The 16,052-nt window shown below is 59.4% G+C and carries 10 protein-coding genes and 1 pseudogene; 3 read left to right on the forward strand and 8 right to left on the reverse strand.

Annotation, left to right across the window (positions count from 1 at the left end):
- Positions 1–82: 82 nt before the first annotated feature.
- From mgtA to ACIPIN_RS20020, 3 genes are all read right to left on the reverse strand, one after another.
- Positions 83–2,797 carry a magnesium-translocating P-type ATPase gene (mgtA, locus tag ACIPIN_RS20010; protein ID WP_401121248.1) on the reverse strand — a complete coding sequence of 905 codons (2,715 nt, stop codon included), beginning with the start codon at positions 2,795–2,797 and terminating at the stop codon, positions 83–85.
- Between the two features lie 285 nt (positions 2,798–3,082).
- On the reverse strand, positions 3,083–3,373 hold the full coding sequence (locus tag ACIPIN_RS20015) for a hypothetical protein (protein WP_401121250.1): 291 nt from the start codon (positions 3,371–3,373) through the stop codon (positions 3,083–3,085).
- Positions 3,374–3,779: 406 nt separating this feature from the next.
- On the reverse strand, positions 3,780–4,133 hold the full coding sequence (locus ACIPIN_RS20020) for a hypothetical protein (RefSeq protein ID WP_401121252.1): 354 nt from the start codon (positions 4,131–4,133) through the stop codon (positions 3,780–3,782).
- A gap of 278 nt (positions 4,134–4,411) precedes the next feature.
- Here ACIPIN_RS20020 and ACIPIN_RS20025 point away from each other — a divergent pair.
- Positions 4,412–5,846 (forward strand): annotated as a pseudogene (locus ACIPIN_RS20025) (serralysin family metalloprotease).
- 81 nt (positions 5,847–5,927) lie between these two features.
- Here ACIPIN_RS20025 and ACIPIN_RS20030 read toward each other — a convergent pair.
- Together ACIPIN_RS20030 and ACIPIN_RS20035 are read right to left on the reverse strand one after the other, a co-directional pair.
- Positions 5,928–7,550 carry an MFS transporter gene (locus ACIPIN_RS20030; protein WP_401121255.1) on the reverse strand — a complete coding sequence of 541 codons (1,623 nt, stop codon included), beginning with the start codon at positions 7,548–7,550 and terminating at the stop codon, positions 5,928–5,930.
- A 232-nt stretch (positions 7,551–7,782) separates the two neighbouring features.
- Positions 7,783–9,435: a GMC family oxidoreductase gene (locus ACIPIN_RS20035; RefSeq protein WP_401121257.1), complete on the reverse strand. Its 1,653-nt coding sequence runs from the start codon at positions 9,433–9,435 to the stop codon at positions 7,783–7,785.
- A 134-nt stretch (positions 9,436–9,569) separates the two neighbouring features.
- Here ACIPIN_RS20035 and ACIPIN_RS20040 point away from each other — a divergent pair, with 134 nt between their 5' ends.
- Positions 9,570–10,469, forward strand: coding sequence for a LysR family transcriptional regulator (locus tag ACIPIN_RS20040; protein WP_401121259.1), 900 nt, complete (start codon positions 9,570–9,572; stop codon positions 10,467–10,469).
- Between the two features lie 502 nt (positions 10,470–10,971).
- Here the strand turns inward: ACIPIN_RS20040 and ACIPIN_RS20045 are convergent.
- Together ACIPIN_RS20045 and ACIPIN_RS20050 are read right to left on the reverse strand one after the other, a co-directional pair.
- A complete protein-coding gene (locus ACIPIN_RS20045; RefSeq protein ID WP_401121262.1) occupies positions 10,972–12,075 on the reverse strand; it encodes a DNA alkylation repair protein in 1,104 nt (367 codons plus the stop codon).
- A 79-nt stretch (positions 12,076–12,154) separates the two neighbouring features.
- Positions 12,155–13,963 carry a monovalent cation:proton antiporter-2 (CPA2) family protein gene (locus ACIPIN_RS20050; protein WP_401121264.1) on the reverse strand — a complete coding sequence of 603 codons (1,809 nt, stop codon included), beginning with the start codon at positions 13,961–13,963 and terminating at the stop codon, positions 12,155–12,157.
- A 195-nt stretch (positions 13,964–14,158) separates the two neighbouring features.
- Here ACIPIN_RS20050 and ACIPIN_RS20055 point away from each other — a divergent pair, with 195 nt between their 5' ends.
- On the forward strand, positions 14,159–15,088 hold the full coding sequence (locus ACIPIN_RS20055; protein WP_401121266.1) for a LysR family transcriptional regulator: 930 nt from the start codon (positions 14,159–14,161) through the stop codon (positions 15,086–15,088).
- A 13-nt stretch (positions 15,089–15,101) separates the two neighbouring features.
- On the opposite strand, the gene ACIPIN_RS20060 is transcribed toward ACIPIN_RS20055, so the two are convergent.
- The gene (locus tag ACIPIN_RS20060) at positions 15,102–15,878 is read right to left on the reverse strand and encodes a substrate-binding domain-containing protein (RefSeq protein WP_401121268.1); all 777 of its coding nucleotides are present in this window, start codon (positions 15,876–15,878) and stop codon (positions 15,102–15,104) included.
- Between the last annotated feature and the right edge of the window lie 174 nt (positions 15,879–16,052).

The raw sequence follows: 16,052 nt of genomic DNA on the forward strand, positions 1-16,052 counted from the left end.
TGATAGGCAGCACAAGTGTTGAATGTGCAACCGTCATCGCGAGCAAGCTCGCTCCCACATGGATTACGGTGTGTTCAGGCCCTTAGAACCATTGCTTGAAGCGGCGGATGTAGAGCGTCTTCACCACCTGGGCAAGCACGCAGTAGCTGAGCAGCGTGCCCACCAGCCATGGGAAGTACTGCCATGGCAGCGGTTGCAGACCGACCAGCGTGCCGAGTGGCGAGAACGGGATATAGATGCCCAGCACCATCACCAGTCCGGTCATCAGAATCACCGGCAATGCCGCCGTGCTCTGGAAGAACGGGATCTTCTGGGTACGCAGCATGTGCACCACCAGCGTCTGCGACAGCAAGCCTTCGATGAACCAGCCGGACTGGAACAGGGTCTGCATTTCCACACTATTGGCCGAGAACACGTACCACATCAGGGCAAAGGTGGTGATGTCGAAGATCGACGAGGTCGGTCCGATACACAGCATGAAGCGCCCGATGTTTTTGGCGTCCCACTTGCGGGGTTTGCGCAGGAACTCCTTGTCCATCTTGTCCCACGGCAGCGCCAGCTGAGAGATGTCGTACATCAGGTTTTGTAGCAGCAGATGGATCGACAGCATCGGCAGGAACGGGATGAAGGCACTGGCCACCAACACCGAAAAGACGTTGCCGAAGTTCGAGCTGGCGGTCATGTTCAGGTACTTCATGATGTTGCCAAAGGTCTCGCGGCCTTTGAGCACACCTTCTTCGAGCACCATCAGGCTCTTTTCCAGCAGGATGATATCGGCCGATTCCTTGGCGATGTCGGTGCCGCTGTCGACCGAAATACCCACGTCGGCGTCACGCAGGGCAGGGGCGTCGTTGATGCCATCGCCGAGGAAGCCCACGGTGTGACCGTTCGACTGCAACGCCTTGAGCACCCGGGACTTCTGCAGCGGTGTGAGCTTGGCAAACACTGTGCGTTCTTCGACCCGTAGCTTGAGGGTCGACTCGTCCATCTTCTCGATGTCTTGCCCGAGCAACGGCGTGCCTGGCTCCAACCCGACTTCGCGGCAGATCTTGCAGGTCACCACGGCGTTGTCGCCGGTCAGCACCTTGACGTTGACACCCATGTCACGCAGCGCGGCAATCGCCGGGCCAGCGGTTTCCTTCGGCGGATCGAGGAACGTCAGGAAGCCGCGAATCACCAGCTCGCGTTCGTCGCTCGTCTTGTACTGGTTTTTGCTCTGGGCTTTCGGGATCTCGCGAGTGGCCACCACCAGCACCCGGAAACCGTCTTCGTTGTACTCGTTGGCCATCGCCAGCAACTCTTTACGACGCTGCTCATCCAGTGCAACGACCACACCGTTCTCGTGGATGTGGCTGGAGATGCTCAGCATCTCCTCGACGGCACCCTTGCAGACCAGCAGATGATCGTCGCGGCTGTCCTTGACGATGATCGACAGGCGACGACGGATGAAGTCGAACGGCAGCTCGTCGATCTTGCTGTAGGCGAACGGTATCTTGAACTTCGAGTTGCGCTCGGCAAACTGCACCACCGCCTGGTCCATCAGGTTTCTCAGACCACTCTGGTGATGACTGTTGAGCCACGCCAGTTCAAGGATCGAATCGTCGCGCTTGCCAGTGATGTCGATGTGGTGTTCCAGGATGATTTTGTCCTGGGTCAGGGTGCCGGTCTTGTCGGTGCAGAGCACATCCATCGAGCCGAAGTTCTGGATCGCATTGAGGCGCTTGACCACGACTTTGCGTTTAGCCATCGCCATCGCGCCCTTGGCGAGGTTGGCGCTGACGATCATCGGCAGCATTTCCGGGGTCAGGCCGACCGCCACTGCCAGGGCAAACATCAGGGCATCACCCCAATCGCCTTTGGAGAAGCCGTTGAGCAGGAAGACGATTGGCACCATGACCAGCATGAAGCGGATCAACAGCCAGCTGACGCTATTCACTCCCCGGTCGAAGGCGGTTTGTACCCGCGAGCCGACGATGGCTTTGGCCAGCGAGCCAAAATAGGTGCGTGGGCCAGTGGCGACTACCACCGCTCTGGCGGTGCCGCTGACCACGTTGGTGCCCATGAAGCAGATGTTCGGCAGGTCCAGCAGGTTGGCCTGATCGACCGCCGTCGCTGAAGCGGACTTCTGCGCGACGTTGCCGAGAGTGTCGTATTTCTCGACCGGCAAGGCTTCGCCGGTCAACACCGCCTGGCTGATGAACAGGTCGCGGGATTCGATCAAGCGAATGTCGGCCGGAATCATGTCACCGGCGGACAGCTGAACGATGTCGCCCGCCACCAGCTCACGCATCGGCACTTCGCGCAGTTTGGGCTTCATCCCCATTTGCTCGCGACGCAGCACGGTGGCGGTGGTGCGGACCATGGCCTTGAGGGCTTCCGCCGATTTGGCCGAGCGGTGTTCCTGCCAGAACCGCAGCAGGCTGCTGAGCGACACCATGGTCATGATAATGATGACTTTGGTGAGGTCGGCTTCTTCACCTGCCTGAAGCGGGAGCCAGTAATCGGTCACGAAGCTGATGCCCGCCAGTGTCAGCAGGACGTAGATGAAAGGGTTGTTGAGGGCCTGGAGGAACTGGACGATGGCGTGAGGCGGCTTGTCATGGGCCACTTCGTTGAAGCCTTCGCGTTGCAGGCGGCCTTCGGCATCGAGCTCGGTCAGGCCGTCGGCGGAAGTTTTCACGTTGGCGAGGGTGACAGCGAGGCCGTTTTGCGCCTCACGGGCGGCGCGCATCGACAGCTTGGTGTCGTCGCTCGTGGCGCCTTGGGTGTGTGGTTTTCGATTTTTTACAGCGGTCATCGTGTGTGCTCCTGCCGCAGGCTTGCGGCACGACACACAGACAACTCAGCTAATTAAAGGCGAGCGAAAGTATGTCGAAGCGCAAGTAAGCGATCGATTCAGGTCGTTGTGTTCTTTATGTTTTAACGTTCGCTGCATACCCAATAACAAACGGTATGCAGCGAACCTACTACTGGCCTCGTCCATAGCGGGTTCCAATAAGTGTGTGTTTAAGCAGGCAATAGAAAGTTGCCGAATTCCTTATTAAGGAAAACGCTGGTTCACTATGTGTGAAGTACTTTCAGATCAGCTGAAAGTGCGCACACCGAGGTACAGACCCAACATCAGGCTGGCCTGCTGCAGAAGGTGCGCAAAGCACCGACTCGGTGGTTCCTGGCTTTCGTCGACGCTCCAGCGTTGCTGGAGTTGACCGGTCGACGGGCAGACGCGCCAATTGGCACGCAGGTGATCCTGAGTGCGCGAAGACGGGGAGGAGAATGGAGAACGAGCCGCCACAGGGCGCTCACGGCAAAGTTTTACGCGCATCGTCGAGGCGAAGGCGCGTACACCTGGCATTACAGCAGATTTGAAGTTCATAACATGCCTCGCAACCGGACTGACGCCGGAGAGGCAAGTTACGATGGAGCGTCAAGCCCTAGCGCAGCTTACCCGACCGAGGAGTCGAGTCCCGTCATTTTCTGGGTTAAATGCCCAGCTCTGCGAATTCGCATCAGCCAGACAGCGTCTAGATACTGTGTCCATTGGATTCTTTTGTGAGTTGAAAAAAGGCCTGAGTTACCGGCCCGCGCAATGTACTCAGGCAGACCACTGAAGTCAACCTTAAAAGCACTCTGTTTAGGTATTAGACAGGTAAGAAGTATGGCCGATGGAGGCGGGAGGATATAGCAGAGTCTTTATATTCGATAGTTATCGATGTTATTGCGGGAAGTGCTCATGACATTACGCTTGAATGTCATGAGCACCAGCATTTGCAATGTAACGCTTAATGACTCATGTGCCGGGATATATCCCGGTAAGTATCGCTGTCAGTTGCCGCCAACAGCTTGCTGCCATCCTTGAAGGTGGCGATGAACGTGATCTCGGTATCCTTGCCAGCCATCAGGTAGCCTGCGATCGCCCCGACGGGGCCGAGCAGCATGGCGCCGGCGATGCCGTAGCCAATGGCATCCTTGTTGGTAACGCTATCCTCGGATGCAACCTCCAGTGTTTTGAATGCCGAGGCTTGCACTTTGACCCCGAGCGCTGGATTGAAGGGCGTTTTCAGCCGGAACGCGCCTTCACGGTACTCGCTATCGCCTTGTAGAAAATTGCCTGCCAAAACGTTGATTTTTGCCATGTTGAACCATCCTTGCCCGATTGCTACCGGACTCATCATGTGGCGCTTGCTGGGGGCGGACGTCAATCAGCTGGCGATGAAGGGGCGTACCGTCAGTCAGGCCAAAAAGAGGCATGAGGCTTTGCCCTTGAGCGGTCCGCTATCTAAAAATTCAATAGCCCCGCCGCTTCAATCTGTGTCAGTTTCGTTACGCCTTCATCAGGGCGAGTGATAGGACGATCTCGCGAAGGGGTCGCCGTGGTCTATCGGAACCGACTATTTGAAACAAGGACGTAGTGATGTCACAAGCCAATGCAAAAGCCGTCATTTCTTCAGGGCAGGTCAGTTCGGCCTACAGCCAGGTCGATGCCTTCAGCCATGTGTATGACCGCGGTGGCTCTGAGTTGATCAACGGCAAGCCGTCTTTCACAGCGGATCAGGCGGCGGATCAGATTCTGCGTAAAAACCTGTCCTGGCACGACAAGGATGGCAACGGCAAAGTCGAGCTGAGCTTCAGCTTCATGACCTCGGAGCCTGCGAACTACAACACGAAACTGGGTCATTTCAGCGAGTTCAGCGATCTGCAGAAAGCCCAGGCGAAACTCTCTCTGCAATCTTGGTCGGACGTGGCCAATGTCACTTTCAAGGAAGGGGCGACGGGCGGTGACGGGCACCTGAGCTTCGGTAACTACGATGTCAGTACCGGTGGCGCTGCGTTCGCCTACCTGCCTTCGGGCGGCAGCTACGACGGTCAGTCCTGGTACCTGATCAACGATCAGTATCGGGTCAACGAGACACCGGGCACCAACAACTACGGTCGTCAGACCCTGACCCACGAAATCGGCCACAGCCTGGGCCTGTCCCATCCTGGCGTCTATAACGCGGGTAACGGCAATCCGACTTATAACGATGTGACCTACGCTCAGGACACCCGCGGCTACAGCCTGATGAGCTACTGGAGCGAGAGCAACACCGGCCAGAATTTCAGCAAGGACGGCAGCGGCGCTTACGCCTCGGCCCCATTGATGGACGACATCGTCGCGGTGCAAAAAACTCTACGGTGCCAACCTCGGCACCCGTGCCGACGATACGGTCTACGGCTTCAACTCCAACGCCGGTCGCGATTTCTACAGCGCCACGTCGCCTGATTCCAAAGTGGTGTTCTCGGTGTGGGACGGTGGCGGCAACGACACCCTGGATTTCTCCGGCTTCAATCAGAACCAGAAGATCAACCTCAACGAAGGTTCGTTCTCTGATGTCGGCGGTCTGGTGGGCAACGTGTCCATCGCCCACGGGGTGACCGTGGAAAACGCCATCGGTGGTTCGGGCAATGACCTGCTGATTGGCAACGCGGTGGCCAACCTGATCATGGGCGGTGCCGGTAACGACATCATCTACGGCGGGGGTGGCGGCGATACCTTGTGGGGCGGCGCAGGGGCGGACACCTTCGTCTATGGTGCGGCGTCCGATTCGACGATGGCCGCGCCGGACTGGATCATGGATTTCACCAGCGGTGAGGACAAGATCGACCTGTCGGGCATCTCACAGTTCTCGTCGGGTGCAGCCACGCTGAACTTCGTCAGCGGTTTCACCGGCCATGCCGGCGACGCGATCCTGACTTACTTCGCCCAGACCAACCAGACCAGTCTGTATGTCGATCTCACCGGCCACGGTGCGGTTGATTTTGCACTGGGTGTGGTGGGCCAGGCGGCAACCACGGACATTGTGGCCTAAACTCTGATGACAAGAGCCGCAGTCGCGGTTCTGTGTAGTAGAAGTCCGCCCAGGGCCAACATGGGCGGACTTTTTATGCCGTCAGTTTTTGTTCAGGTCCACGTCCTTGGTCTCGCGCAGGCAAATCATGCCCACCACCAGGCTCACCCCGGTGATCAGCACCGGATACCACAGCCCGTAGAAGATATCGCCGGTGTAGACCACCAGCGCGAACGACACGGTCGGCAGGAATCCACCAAACCAGCCATTGCCGATGTGATAAGGCAGGGACATCGAGGTGTAGCGGATGCGCGTCGGGAACAGTTCGACCATCAGCGCCGCCAACGGCCCGTAGCACATCGCGGAAATGATGATCAGCGCCACAATCAACGCGACAATCATCGGTTTGTTGATGAGTTGGGTGTCCGCCTGTTGCGGGTAACCGGCCAGAGTTACGGCACCGCGCAGGGCCGCCTCGTCGTAACCATCGATCTTTACGTCACCAACGCTTACCTGCACCGCGCTGCCAGCGGGGGCGGCTTCGCTGCTGTAAGGCAGACCTTGTTTGACCAGGAAGGTTTTGACCTTGTCGCAAGGGCTGTCAAAACGCGCCTTGCCCACCGGGTCGAACTGGAAGGTGCAAGTGTTCGGATCGGCCAGTACGGTGATCGGCGCCTGTTGGCTGGCCCGGTCGATGGCCGGGTTGGCGTAGTGGGCCAGGGTCTTGAAGATCGGGAAGTACAGCGTGGTGGCCAGCAGCAGACCCAGCATCAGGATCGGTTTGCGCCCGACCCGGTCCGACAGCCAGCCGAAGAAAATGAAGAACGGCGCGCCGATCGCCACGCTGACGATCAGCAAGGTATTGGCCAGGGCCGGGTCCATCTTCAGGAATTGAGTGAGGAAGAACAGCACGTAAAACTGCGCGGCGTAGAAGGTCACGGCTTGCCCGGCGTTGATGCTGAACAACGCGATCAGTACGACTTTGAGGTTCTCCCATTGGCCGAAGGATTCGCGGATCGGCGCCTTGCAGCACTTGCCTTCCTCTTTCATTTTCAAGAAGGCTGGCGACTCGTGCAGGCTTAGGCGAATCCAGGTCGAAATGCCCAGCAGGACGATCGACAGCAGGAACGGAATACGCCAGCCCCAGACTTCGAATTGATCACCGGTGAAGTAGCGGCTGCCGAGTACCACCAGCAGCGACAGCAGCAAACCGAGAGTCGCGGTGGACTGAATCCAACTGGTATGGAAACCGCGTTTGCCGATCGGCGCGTGTTCTGCAACGTAGGTTGCAGCGCCACCGTATTCGCCGCCAAGTGCCAGGCCCTGGAGCATTCGCAGCACCACCAGAATGATCGGTGCGGCAATGCCGATGCTGGCGTAGGTCGGCAACAGGCCGACGCAGAAGGTCGCCAGGCCCATCAGGATGATCGTTGCGAGGAAGGTGTATTTGCGCCCGATCATGTCTCCCAGGCGGCCAAACACCAAGGCTCCAAACGGCCGCACGATGAAACCGGCGGCGAAGGCCATCAGCGCGAAGATGAACGCTGTGGTGTCGTTGACTCCGGCGAAGAACTGTTTGCTGATCACCGCCGCGAGGGCGCCGTAGAGGAAGAAGTCATACCATTCGAACACCGTCCCGAGGGACGAGGCGAAGATGACTTTCTGGGTGTCCTTGCTGGTGCCGGCGCTGAGCGTCGCGGCTATTGCTTGAGCCTGTTCTGACATGTTGGTATCCCTCACAGTGTTTATTTATTGTTGTTCCACTGTCAGCGCCGGCCTTGTGGGCTGGCGCCGCTATTCCATTTTCCGAGTTCCCGTAGCAGCTGCCGAGCCTGCGAGGCTGCGTTCGAGGACGAAGTCCTCGCAAATCCTGAGCCCGCAATTCGCCAGTAAGAATGCGTTACCTGATTCGACGACTGCTTCGCAGCCGAACGCAGCCTCGCAGGCTCGGCAGCTGCTACGAAGATAGTCTTTCACCTGTTTCAACGTTGTGTAGATACCTTTGGGTCGATGCGGCGAGAATCAGCTGCGCCGCTTTCTCGGCGATCATCAGTGTAGGTGAGCAGGTATTGCCCGAGGTGATGTGCGGCATGATCGAGGCATCGGCAATGCGCAGGCCGGGAATGCCGTGGACCCGCAACTGGGCGTCGACCACCGCGTCTGCGTCGTTGCCCATGCGGCAAGTGCCGACCGGATGGAAAATCGTCGTGCCGATGCGCGCGGCGGCTTCGTGCAGTTGCTCTTCGCTTTGCAAGGCCGCTCCCGGCAGGTATTCGACCGGTTTGAACGGTTGCAAGGCCGGCGCGGCAACGATGCGTCGGGTCAGGCGAATGGCATCGGCGGCCACGCGCAGGTCTTCGGGATGGCTCAGGTAATTGGGCTGAATCAACGGCGCTTGCTGCGGGTCGGCCGAACGAATCTCTACTCGGCCACGGCTTTGCGGGCGCAGGTCGCACACCGACGCGGTGAACGCCGGGAACGCATGCAAGGGTTCGCCGAAGCGCTCAAGCGAAAGCGGCTGGACGTGATATTCGAGGTTCGCTGAGGTTTGTTCCGGCCCGGAGCGAGCGAAGGCACCAAGTTGACTCGGCGCCATCGACAACGGGCCGCTGCGGTCGTACAGATAACGCAGGCCCATGCCCATTTTGCCCCACAGGCTGCCGGCGATCTGGTTCAGGGTCCGGGCGTTTTCCAGTTTGTAGATCAGCCGCAACTGTAAGTGATCCTGCAGGTTGCCACCGACGCCATTGAGCTCGTGGGCGACGCCGATTCCCAGGCGTTTGAGCAGGCTGCCCGGGCCAATGCCGGAACGTTGCAGGATGCTCGGCGAGCCGACGGAGCCAGCGCTGAGGATGATCTCCCTGCGAGCGGTGAAGGTTCTTGTCTGGCCTTGCCAGCGCGCACTGACCTTTGATGCCCGACCGTTTTCCAGCAGCACGCGGTCGACGTCGACGTCGGTCAATACGGTGAGGTTAGGTCGATGGCGAATCGGTTTGAGAAAGGCCTTGGCGGCATTCCAGCGTACCCCGGATTTCTGATTCACCTGGAAGTAGCCACACCCTTCGTTGTCGCCCTGGTTGAAGTCATCGACGTTGGCGATGCCACTTTGTTCAGCGGCGCTGCGGAAGGCGTCGAGAATCGGCCATGACAGTCGCTGGCGTTCAACTCGCCATTCCCCGGCGGCGCCGTGAAACGCCGAGTCACCGGCAAAATGGTTTTCGCTCTGCTTGAACAACGGCAGCACGTCGTTCCAGCTCCAGCCGGGATTACCTTCGGCAGCCCAACGGTCGTAATCGCCAGCCTGGCCGCGCATGTAGATCATGCCGTTGATCGACGAGCAACCGCCCAGAACCTTGCCGCGCGGGTAGCTCAGGCTGCGGCCTTGCAGGCCGGCTTGCGCTTCGGTCTTGAAGCACCAATCGGTGCGCGGGTTACCGATACAGAACAGGTAACCGACCGGTATGTGAATCCACGGATAGTTATCGCGCCCGCCGGCTTCAAGCAGCAGCACCCGGTGTTGCGGGTTGGCGGAGAGCCGATTGGCCAGCAGGCAACCGGCCGGTCCGGCGCCGACCACGATGTAATCGTATGCATCAACGGCAGGTTGCATCCATGACCTCGCAGCGTTTTGTTCTTATTGGGATCCATCCTAGTTGTTAGTTTTCGGCGAAAGAATGTTAGTTTTTGCTCAGCTGCTGTGCGTTTTTAAACAGTGATCGACACCTACGTATGCAAGGAAGGCTGATGTTCGATTGGAATGACTTGCGGTTTTTTCTCGAATTGCAACGCAGCGGTCGCTTGTTGACCGCCGCCCGGCGCTTGAAAACCACTCACGCTACGGTGGCGCGGCACATCGAGGCGATCGAAACGAGCCTCGGTACCGCGCTGTTTGTCCAGCAAGCCCAGGGTTACCAACTGACTCCGGCCGGCGAAGCGTTGCTCAAACACGCTGAAGCCATGGAAAACGTCGCGTTGCTGGCGCAGGAGGAAATCACCCAATCCAGCGCGCCGCTGGGCAAGATTCGAGTCGGGGTGACCGAAGGCTTGGGGATCATGTTCCTCGCCAGTCGCATGCAGGGCTTGTTTGATCGCTATCCGGGGCTGGAAGTGGAGCTGGTGGCCGTGCCGCGTTTCGTCAGCATCCTCAACCGCGAAGCCGAGATCAGCATTCACCTGGAACGCCCGGCCGCCGACATGCTGGTCACTCGCAAGCTCACCGATTACCGCTTGGCGCTCTATGCCAGTCAGTCCTACCTCGACCGTTCGCCGCCGTTGCGCAGCCGTGAAGACCTGGCGCGACATGCCTGGATAGGTTACGTCGACGATCTGTTGTTCAGTCAGGAGTTGATGTTCCTCAACGGTTTCTGCCGCAGCCCTCAGGTGGTGTTTCACAGCACCAGCGTGATTGCCCAGCAGCAGGCGGCGCGCTCGGGGTTGGGGATCGCTGTGCTGCCTTGCTATATGGCTAGTAGCGACCCGGAATTGGTGCCGCTGCTGCCGGCTGAAAGTATTCAGCGCAGTTACTGGATCAGCACTCGCCGTGAATTGCATAAGTCGGTGCGGTTGCGGGTGTTGTGGGATTACGTGGTGGGGTTGTGTGATAGCGAGCAGGCGCTGCTGCTCGGCCAGCCCCCAAACGCGTAGGAGCTGCCGAAGGCTGCGATCTTTTGATCTTGGTTTTTGACGGTGTACATATCCATTTCTGCGGTAACGGCTGCTGGCGGTTTCGCCCTTACGGCGCCTCACTTTTCCAGACGCCGAAAAGTAAGCAAAAGGCTTCGCCCCAAGCGTACGGCACCTCGCCTAGGCTCGGCGTTCCTTCGCTCCGGTATTCATCAGGGGGCATCGCCTACGGTCTGCTGCGCGACGACCTCCTCTCGATGTGTCCGGCTGCGCCGTACGGCGCTACGCGCCAACCCCCTGATGAACACCTCCACTCAGCCTCCCGAAGGGGCGGGTAGATCAAAAGCAAGGCACGGCGGCCTGACAGCCGGCCTGAGTGGTTGGGGCGCGCTACTTCATTGTGGGTGGGTGAAATCTGTAGGAGCTGCCGAAGGCTGCGATCTTTTGATCTTGGCGGCCTGACAGCCGACCAATTTCTTGCAGGTGTACGCCAATCCATTGTGAGAGCCGAGCTTGCTCGGGGTTATGGGGTGATTTCGAACGCGGTGCTTCCCAGTCGCTCGCCATTGACCATGATGTGCACCGCGTGTTGGCCAGCGTAATGCTTGCGGGTGGTTAGCTCGCGGATCTGCTGGGTGCGGCTGAGGGTTTGTCGGGCGTGGGCGGGCAGGGTGAGGCCCTTGAGTTTGAAGACTTTCGCTGAGGTTGCGCCTGAGGCTTTGACGTAGTCGATGGCGTAATCGACCACCAGTCGCTGGTTGCCGCTGGCGGTTGAATGAAGGTCGAACGAGAGCGTGATGGTCTCGCCGAGACTGATCACCGCCGGTTCAACCTTGAAGTTATGGATCTGGACCTCGGGTTTACCACCAGCGCCGATGATTGCCAGTGCCCGTTGGTTGCCCTGTTTGATCAGGCTGCGCAGGGCATGTTTGGCGATCCACGCGGTGCGCGGGTCTTCCAGTGACCAGCCTTCGATCAGGCTCAGCACCCACTCGGGGTGGTCTTTGGTGATGTCGTTGAGGTGATTGGCCACCGACTTGCGTACGTAAACGCTGCTGTCGGCCTTGAGGTTGTCGAGGATCGTTGCGACCAGCGTCGGGTCGGCTTGCACCTGTTCGAGGCGAAACGACCACGGCAGGCGCGGGCGACTGCCTTCGCTGGCCAGGCGACGGACGTGTTCGTTGTCGTCCAGCGACCAGTCGTGCATCAGCGCCAGTGAGCGTTCGAAGTCGCTACGCAAGAAATACCGGATCGCGAATTCCGAGGATCCGAACGTGGTGAAGTACTTGAGCGCGTCCATCGACAACTCGAACGCGTGGGCACCATAAGTGGCGACGTAGTGAGGCAGGAACATACTGACGAAGCCGCTGTTCAAACGCGGTGCGAGCGGACGCAGGATCTCCAGTGTCTGCTCATAGCTCAGCGGCAACACCGCGTGCAGGCATTCGCCGACTCGCGCCATGCGCTGCATCACCGACAACTCGGCCAGGCCTTCATTGGCCAGTTTCAGGAACGCCTTGGCGTTGAACGCCGGGTATACCGCACGCATTTCGGTGGCGATGTGTTGCAAGCGCTCGGCGTTGAAGATTTCCTTCAGGGCCGGGGAGGATTGGTCGGCGCTACTCATCATGTATTCCTTTCAACATTTCAGATCAAAAGATCGCAGCCTGCGGCAGCTCCTACGGGGAACGCGATCTTTTCGGGTTTCAAGGCTTGACCATCTCTTCCTCAAGCTGATCCGCCTCGAACAGCCGCGCCAGTTCGGCCCGGGCTTCCTGGGCGGTCTGCAAGACTTTCGTGGCATCGTCGTAGATCGCGTGCTGGGCTTCGAGCACCTGTTCGTCGTGATGCTTGAACGTTTCGATGCGGGCATCGGCCTGCGTCTTGCTCAGGCCCAGACCGAGCAGGGTTCGGCGACTCATTTCCAGGCTTGAATAATAGGTTTCCCGGATAGCCTCGGCACCGAGGTCGACCAGGCGGTGCACATGCTGGCGGTTACGGGCACGGGCGATGATTTTCAGATGCGGGTAGAGCTTGCGCACCAATTCGGCGGTCTTGATGTTGGTGTCCGGGTCATCGGTGGCAATCACAAAGAATTCTGCCTGCCCGACCTTGGCCGCGCTGAGAATCTCCGGACGCATCGGGTCACCGTAGAACACCGGCACGCCGCCAAAACTGCGGGACAGCTCAATGGTTTCCACCGACGTGTCGAGGGCGACGAACTGAATTTTTTGTGCCCGCAGGATCCGCGCCACGATCTGTCCCATACGGCCCATGCCGGCGATCACCACGCGGGGAGCGTCGGTGTCGATTTCGCGCAAATGCGGCGGCACGGCGACGGGCTGGATTTTCGATTTCACCAGTCGACCGCACATCAGCAGCAACAGCGGTGTCACGGCCATGGACAGGGTGATGGCCAGCACCTGAAGGTCGTACATCCGTGGGTCGAACAAGCCTTGATCGCGGCCGATCTTGAACACCACGAACGCAAACTCACCGCCCGCCGCCAGCACGATGCCCAGGCGCAACGCACTCAGCCGGCTCAGACCTCCGGCCAGCCGACCGACAACAAACAGCAGCGGCAGTTTGAGCATGATCAGCAGCAGGGTCAGGCCCAACACGGTCGCCGGGGCACTGAACAACAGGCTGATATTGGCGCCCATGCCGACACTGATGAAAAACAGCCCCAGCAGCAGGCCCTTGAACGGCTCGATCTGCGCTTCCAGTTCATGGCGGTACTCCGAGTCCGCCAGCAGCAAACCGGCGAGGAATGCACCGAGTGCCATCGACACACCCACCAGGTCCATCAGCCACGCTGTGCCGATCACCACCAGCAGCGCAGTGGCGGTCGAGACTTCCGGCAGACCGGTTTTGGCGACGATACGAAACACCGGTCGCAACAGGTAACGCCCACCGATCACTACCACCGCGATGCTGCCCAGCACTCGCAGGACATGGTTCAAGCCCTCGGCCGCCGTGGTGGTGTGATCACCGCCAGCGAGCAGCGGCACCATGGCAATCAGCGGGATCGCCGCGATGTCCTGAAACAGCAGAATGGCAAACGCCAGCCGTCCGTGAGGACTGGTCAGTTCTTTGCGTTCAGCCAGGCTTTGCAGGCCGAATGCGGTGGACGACAACGCCAGCCCCAGACCGAGCACGATCGCACTGTTGAGCGCCTGGCCAAACACGTAGAGCGCCAGCACGCCGATCACTGAACCGGTCAGCAGCACCTGCGCCAGACCGACGCCAAACACTGCTTTGCGCATCACCCACAGCCGTCGCGGCGACAGCTCAAGACCAATGATGAACAGCAGCAGGACCACGCCAAGCTCGGAAATATGGCTGACGCTTTGCGGATTGCCAATCAACCCCAGCACCGAGGGCCCGATGATCACCCCGGCCAGCAGATAGCCCAACACCGCACCCAGTTGCAGGCGTTTGGCTAAAGGTACAGTGAGCACCGCGGCGAACAGAAAGACCACAGCGGCTTGCAACAGGTTGCCTTCATGGGGCATGGCTTACTCCTGGGAAAACGTCGAACAACACAAAATGCGGACAATCATGGGTCAAAGAGGCGGACAGGATAAAGGCTGGGCCGGCATCAGTCAGTCATGAGTGCCGGCTATCGCGGATTAGCGCGTTACAATTTGCATCAATTTGTTACATTCATAGGATAAGCTGATCAATTCGTTTGCCGGTGAGTGTGCGTCATGGCCATCAATTTCGACCTGAATGACTTGCAGGCTTTTCGCGCCGTGGTCGAGCAGGGCAGCTTTCGCAAGGCTGCTGACACGGTGCGCATTTCCCAGCCGGCGTTGAGCCGACGGATTGAAAAGCTCGAAGACGCGCTGGGCGTCAAATTGTTCGAACGCACGACTCGCCGCGTTAGTCTGACCCAGGCAGGACGTGCGTTTGCGCCCAGTGTCGACCGTTTGCTGGATGACCTGGATGTGGCGCTGCTGGGGATCAGCGATGTGGCGTCGACCCGATTGGGCTACGTCACCGTGGCTTGCGTGCCTTCGGCGGCCTACTACTTCATGCCGCAAGTGGTCGCCCAATACCATCAGCGATTTCCGCGAATCAAGGTCAAGGTTCTCGACTCCAGTGCCCATGACGTGCTGAGTGCAGTGGTCAATGGCGAGGCGGATTTCGGCTTGAGTTTCATGGGCACGCTGGAGGCTGAGGTCGAGTTCGAACCGCTGGTGCAGGAACGTTATGTGGTCGCTTGCCGGCGCGATCATCCCTTGGCCAGTCGCGCAAGCGTGAGCTGGAGCGAGCTGTACCAGCAGGATTACATCTCCCTCGACAAGACTTCGGGCAATCGCTTCCTGCTGGATCAGGCGCTGAGCGGGATCGTGCCGGCGCGTCAGAGCATCTGTGAAACCCGACACGTCACCACCATGATCGGCCTGGTCGAGGCTGGGCTGGGTATTGCTGCGGTGCCGTTGATGGCGATGCCCGGCAGTGGCCACCCGATTCTGACCCATGTGCCACTGACCGACCCGCAAGTGATGCGCAGTGTCGGCCTGCTCAAACGCCGAGGGCGGACGTTGACGCCAGCCGCTTTGGAGCTCGAGCGGTTGATCGTCGAAATGAAGGTCAGCCAACCACCAGAACCGGCCTCAGCGCAGATCGGCTGAGGCCGCGCCGGGTTTAGCGGTTGACCGAGTCGAGTCCGGTTGCCGTGACATCGGGTTGGGCGGCCGGGGAGGCGAGGTAGTCGAGCAACGCCTTGGCTTGCGCCGGGTGTTGCGCGCCAACCGGGATGCCTGCGGCGAAGCGTGTGACTGACTGCACGGATTCCGGAATCTTGCCGACGAAAGTCACGCCGGGCACCGGGAGCAATTCACTGACCTGCTGGAAGCCCAGTTGGTAGTCGCCAGTAGCAACCACAGTGCCGACCGGGATTTTCGGCACCATGGTCGATTTGGCTTTGAGCTGCGGCTCGATACCCAGGCGCTTGAACATCTGGTCCTGGATGTACACACCGCTGGCGCTGTCGGAATAGGCCACGGACTTGGCGTTGAGCAGTGTCGCCTTCAGCCCCTCGATCGAGCCGATGTCCGGCTTTGTCGCGCCCTCGCGCACCACCAGACCAATCCTCGAATCGGCCAGTTCAACTCGTGACCCGGGCAAAACCTTGCCTTGCTTGATCAGCTCATCGAGGGCGTAGCCGACCATAATCACCACATCAGCGTGCTCGCCACGGGCCAGCCGATTGGGGATTGCTTCAGGCGCCTTGCCCATGGACGGGCCGAGCGCCGTATCGAGCGTGTTGCCGGTGGCGGCGGTGAACTTCGGACCGAGCACTTTATAGGCGGCGGTGAAGCCACCGGAGGTCATCACCCGAAGTTCTTCGGCCTGCGCCACGGCGCTCAGGCCCATGACGCTGATCAGGGTCAACGCCATGAGGTTCAATCGTTTTTCCATAGTGCTTCTCTCAGCAAGGCATAAGTATCTACACATCTTTCTGTTCCGACTCCCGTAGCAGCTGTCGAGCCTGCGAGGCTGCGTTCGAGGACAAAGTCCTCGCAAATCCTGGATCTACGGTTTACCTGGAAGAACCTGCCAGTTGATTCAACGACTGCTTCGCAGCCGAACGCA

Origin of the sequence: Pseudomonas sp. NPDC087697, from assembly GCF_044743155.1 — a bacterium.
Taxonomy (GTDB): Bacteria; Pseudomonadota; Gammaproteobacteria; order Pseudomonadales; family Pseudomonadaceae; genus Aquipseudomonas.

Excerpts from the sequence above, each read along its gene's own strand:
- ACIPIN_RS20045 (WP_401121262.1), bottom strand. The coding sequence starts at position 12,075 with ATGAGTAGCGCCGACCAATCCTCCCCGGCCCTGAAGGAAATCTTCAAC.
- ACIPIN_RS20015 (WP_401121250.1), bottom strand. The coding sequence starts at position 3,373 with ATGAACTTCAAATCTGCTGTAATGCCAGGTGTACGCGCCTTCGCCTCG.
- ACIPIN_RS20020 (WP_401121252.1), bottom strand. The coding sequence starts at position 4,133 with ATGGCAAAAATCAACGTTTTGGCAGGCAATTTTCTACAAGGCGATAGC.
- mgtA (WP_401121248.1), bottom strand. The coding sequence starts at position 2,797 with ATGACCGCTGTAAAAAATCGAAAACCACACACCCAAGGCGCCACGAGC.
- ACIPIN_RS20055 (WP_401121266.1), top strand. The coding sequence starts at position 14,159 with ATGGCCATCAATTTCGACCTGAATGACTTGCAGGCTTTTCGCGCCGTG.
- ACIPIN_RS20040 (WP_401121259.1), top strand. The coding sequence starts at position 9,570 with ATGTTCGATTGGAATGACTTGCGGTTTTTTCTCGAATTGCAACGCAGC.
- ACIPIN_RS20030 (WP_401121255.1), bottom strand. The coding sequence starts at position 7,550 with ATGTCAGAACAGGCTCAAGCAATAGCCGCGACGCTCAGCGCCGGCACC.
- ACIPIN_RS20050 (WP_401121264.1), bottom strand. The coding sequence starts at position 13,963 with ATGCCCCATGAAGGCAACCTGTTGCAAGCCGCTGTGGTCTTTCTGTTC.
- ACIPIN_RS20060 (WP_401121268.1), bottom strand. The coding sequence starts at position 15,878 with ATGGAAAAACGATTGAACCTCATGGCGTTGACCCTGATCAGCGTCATG.
- ACIPIN_RS20035 (WP_401121257.1), bottom strand. The coding sequence starts at position 9,435 with ATGCAACCTGCCGTTGATGCATACGATTACATCGTGGTCGGCGCCGGA.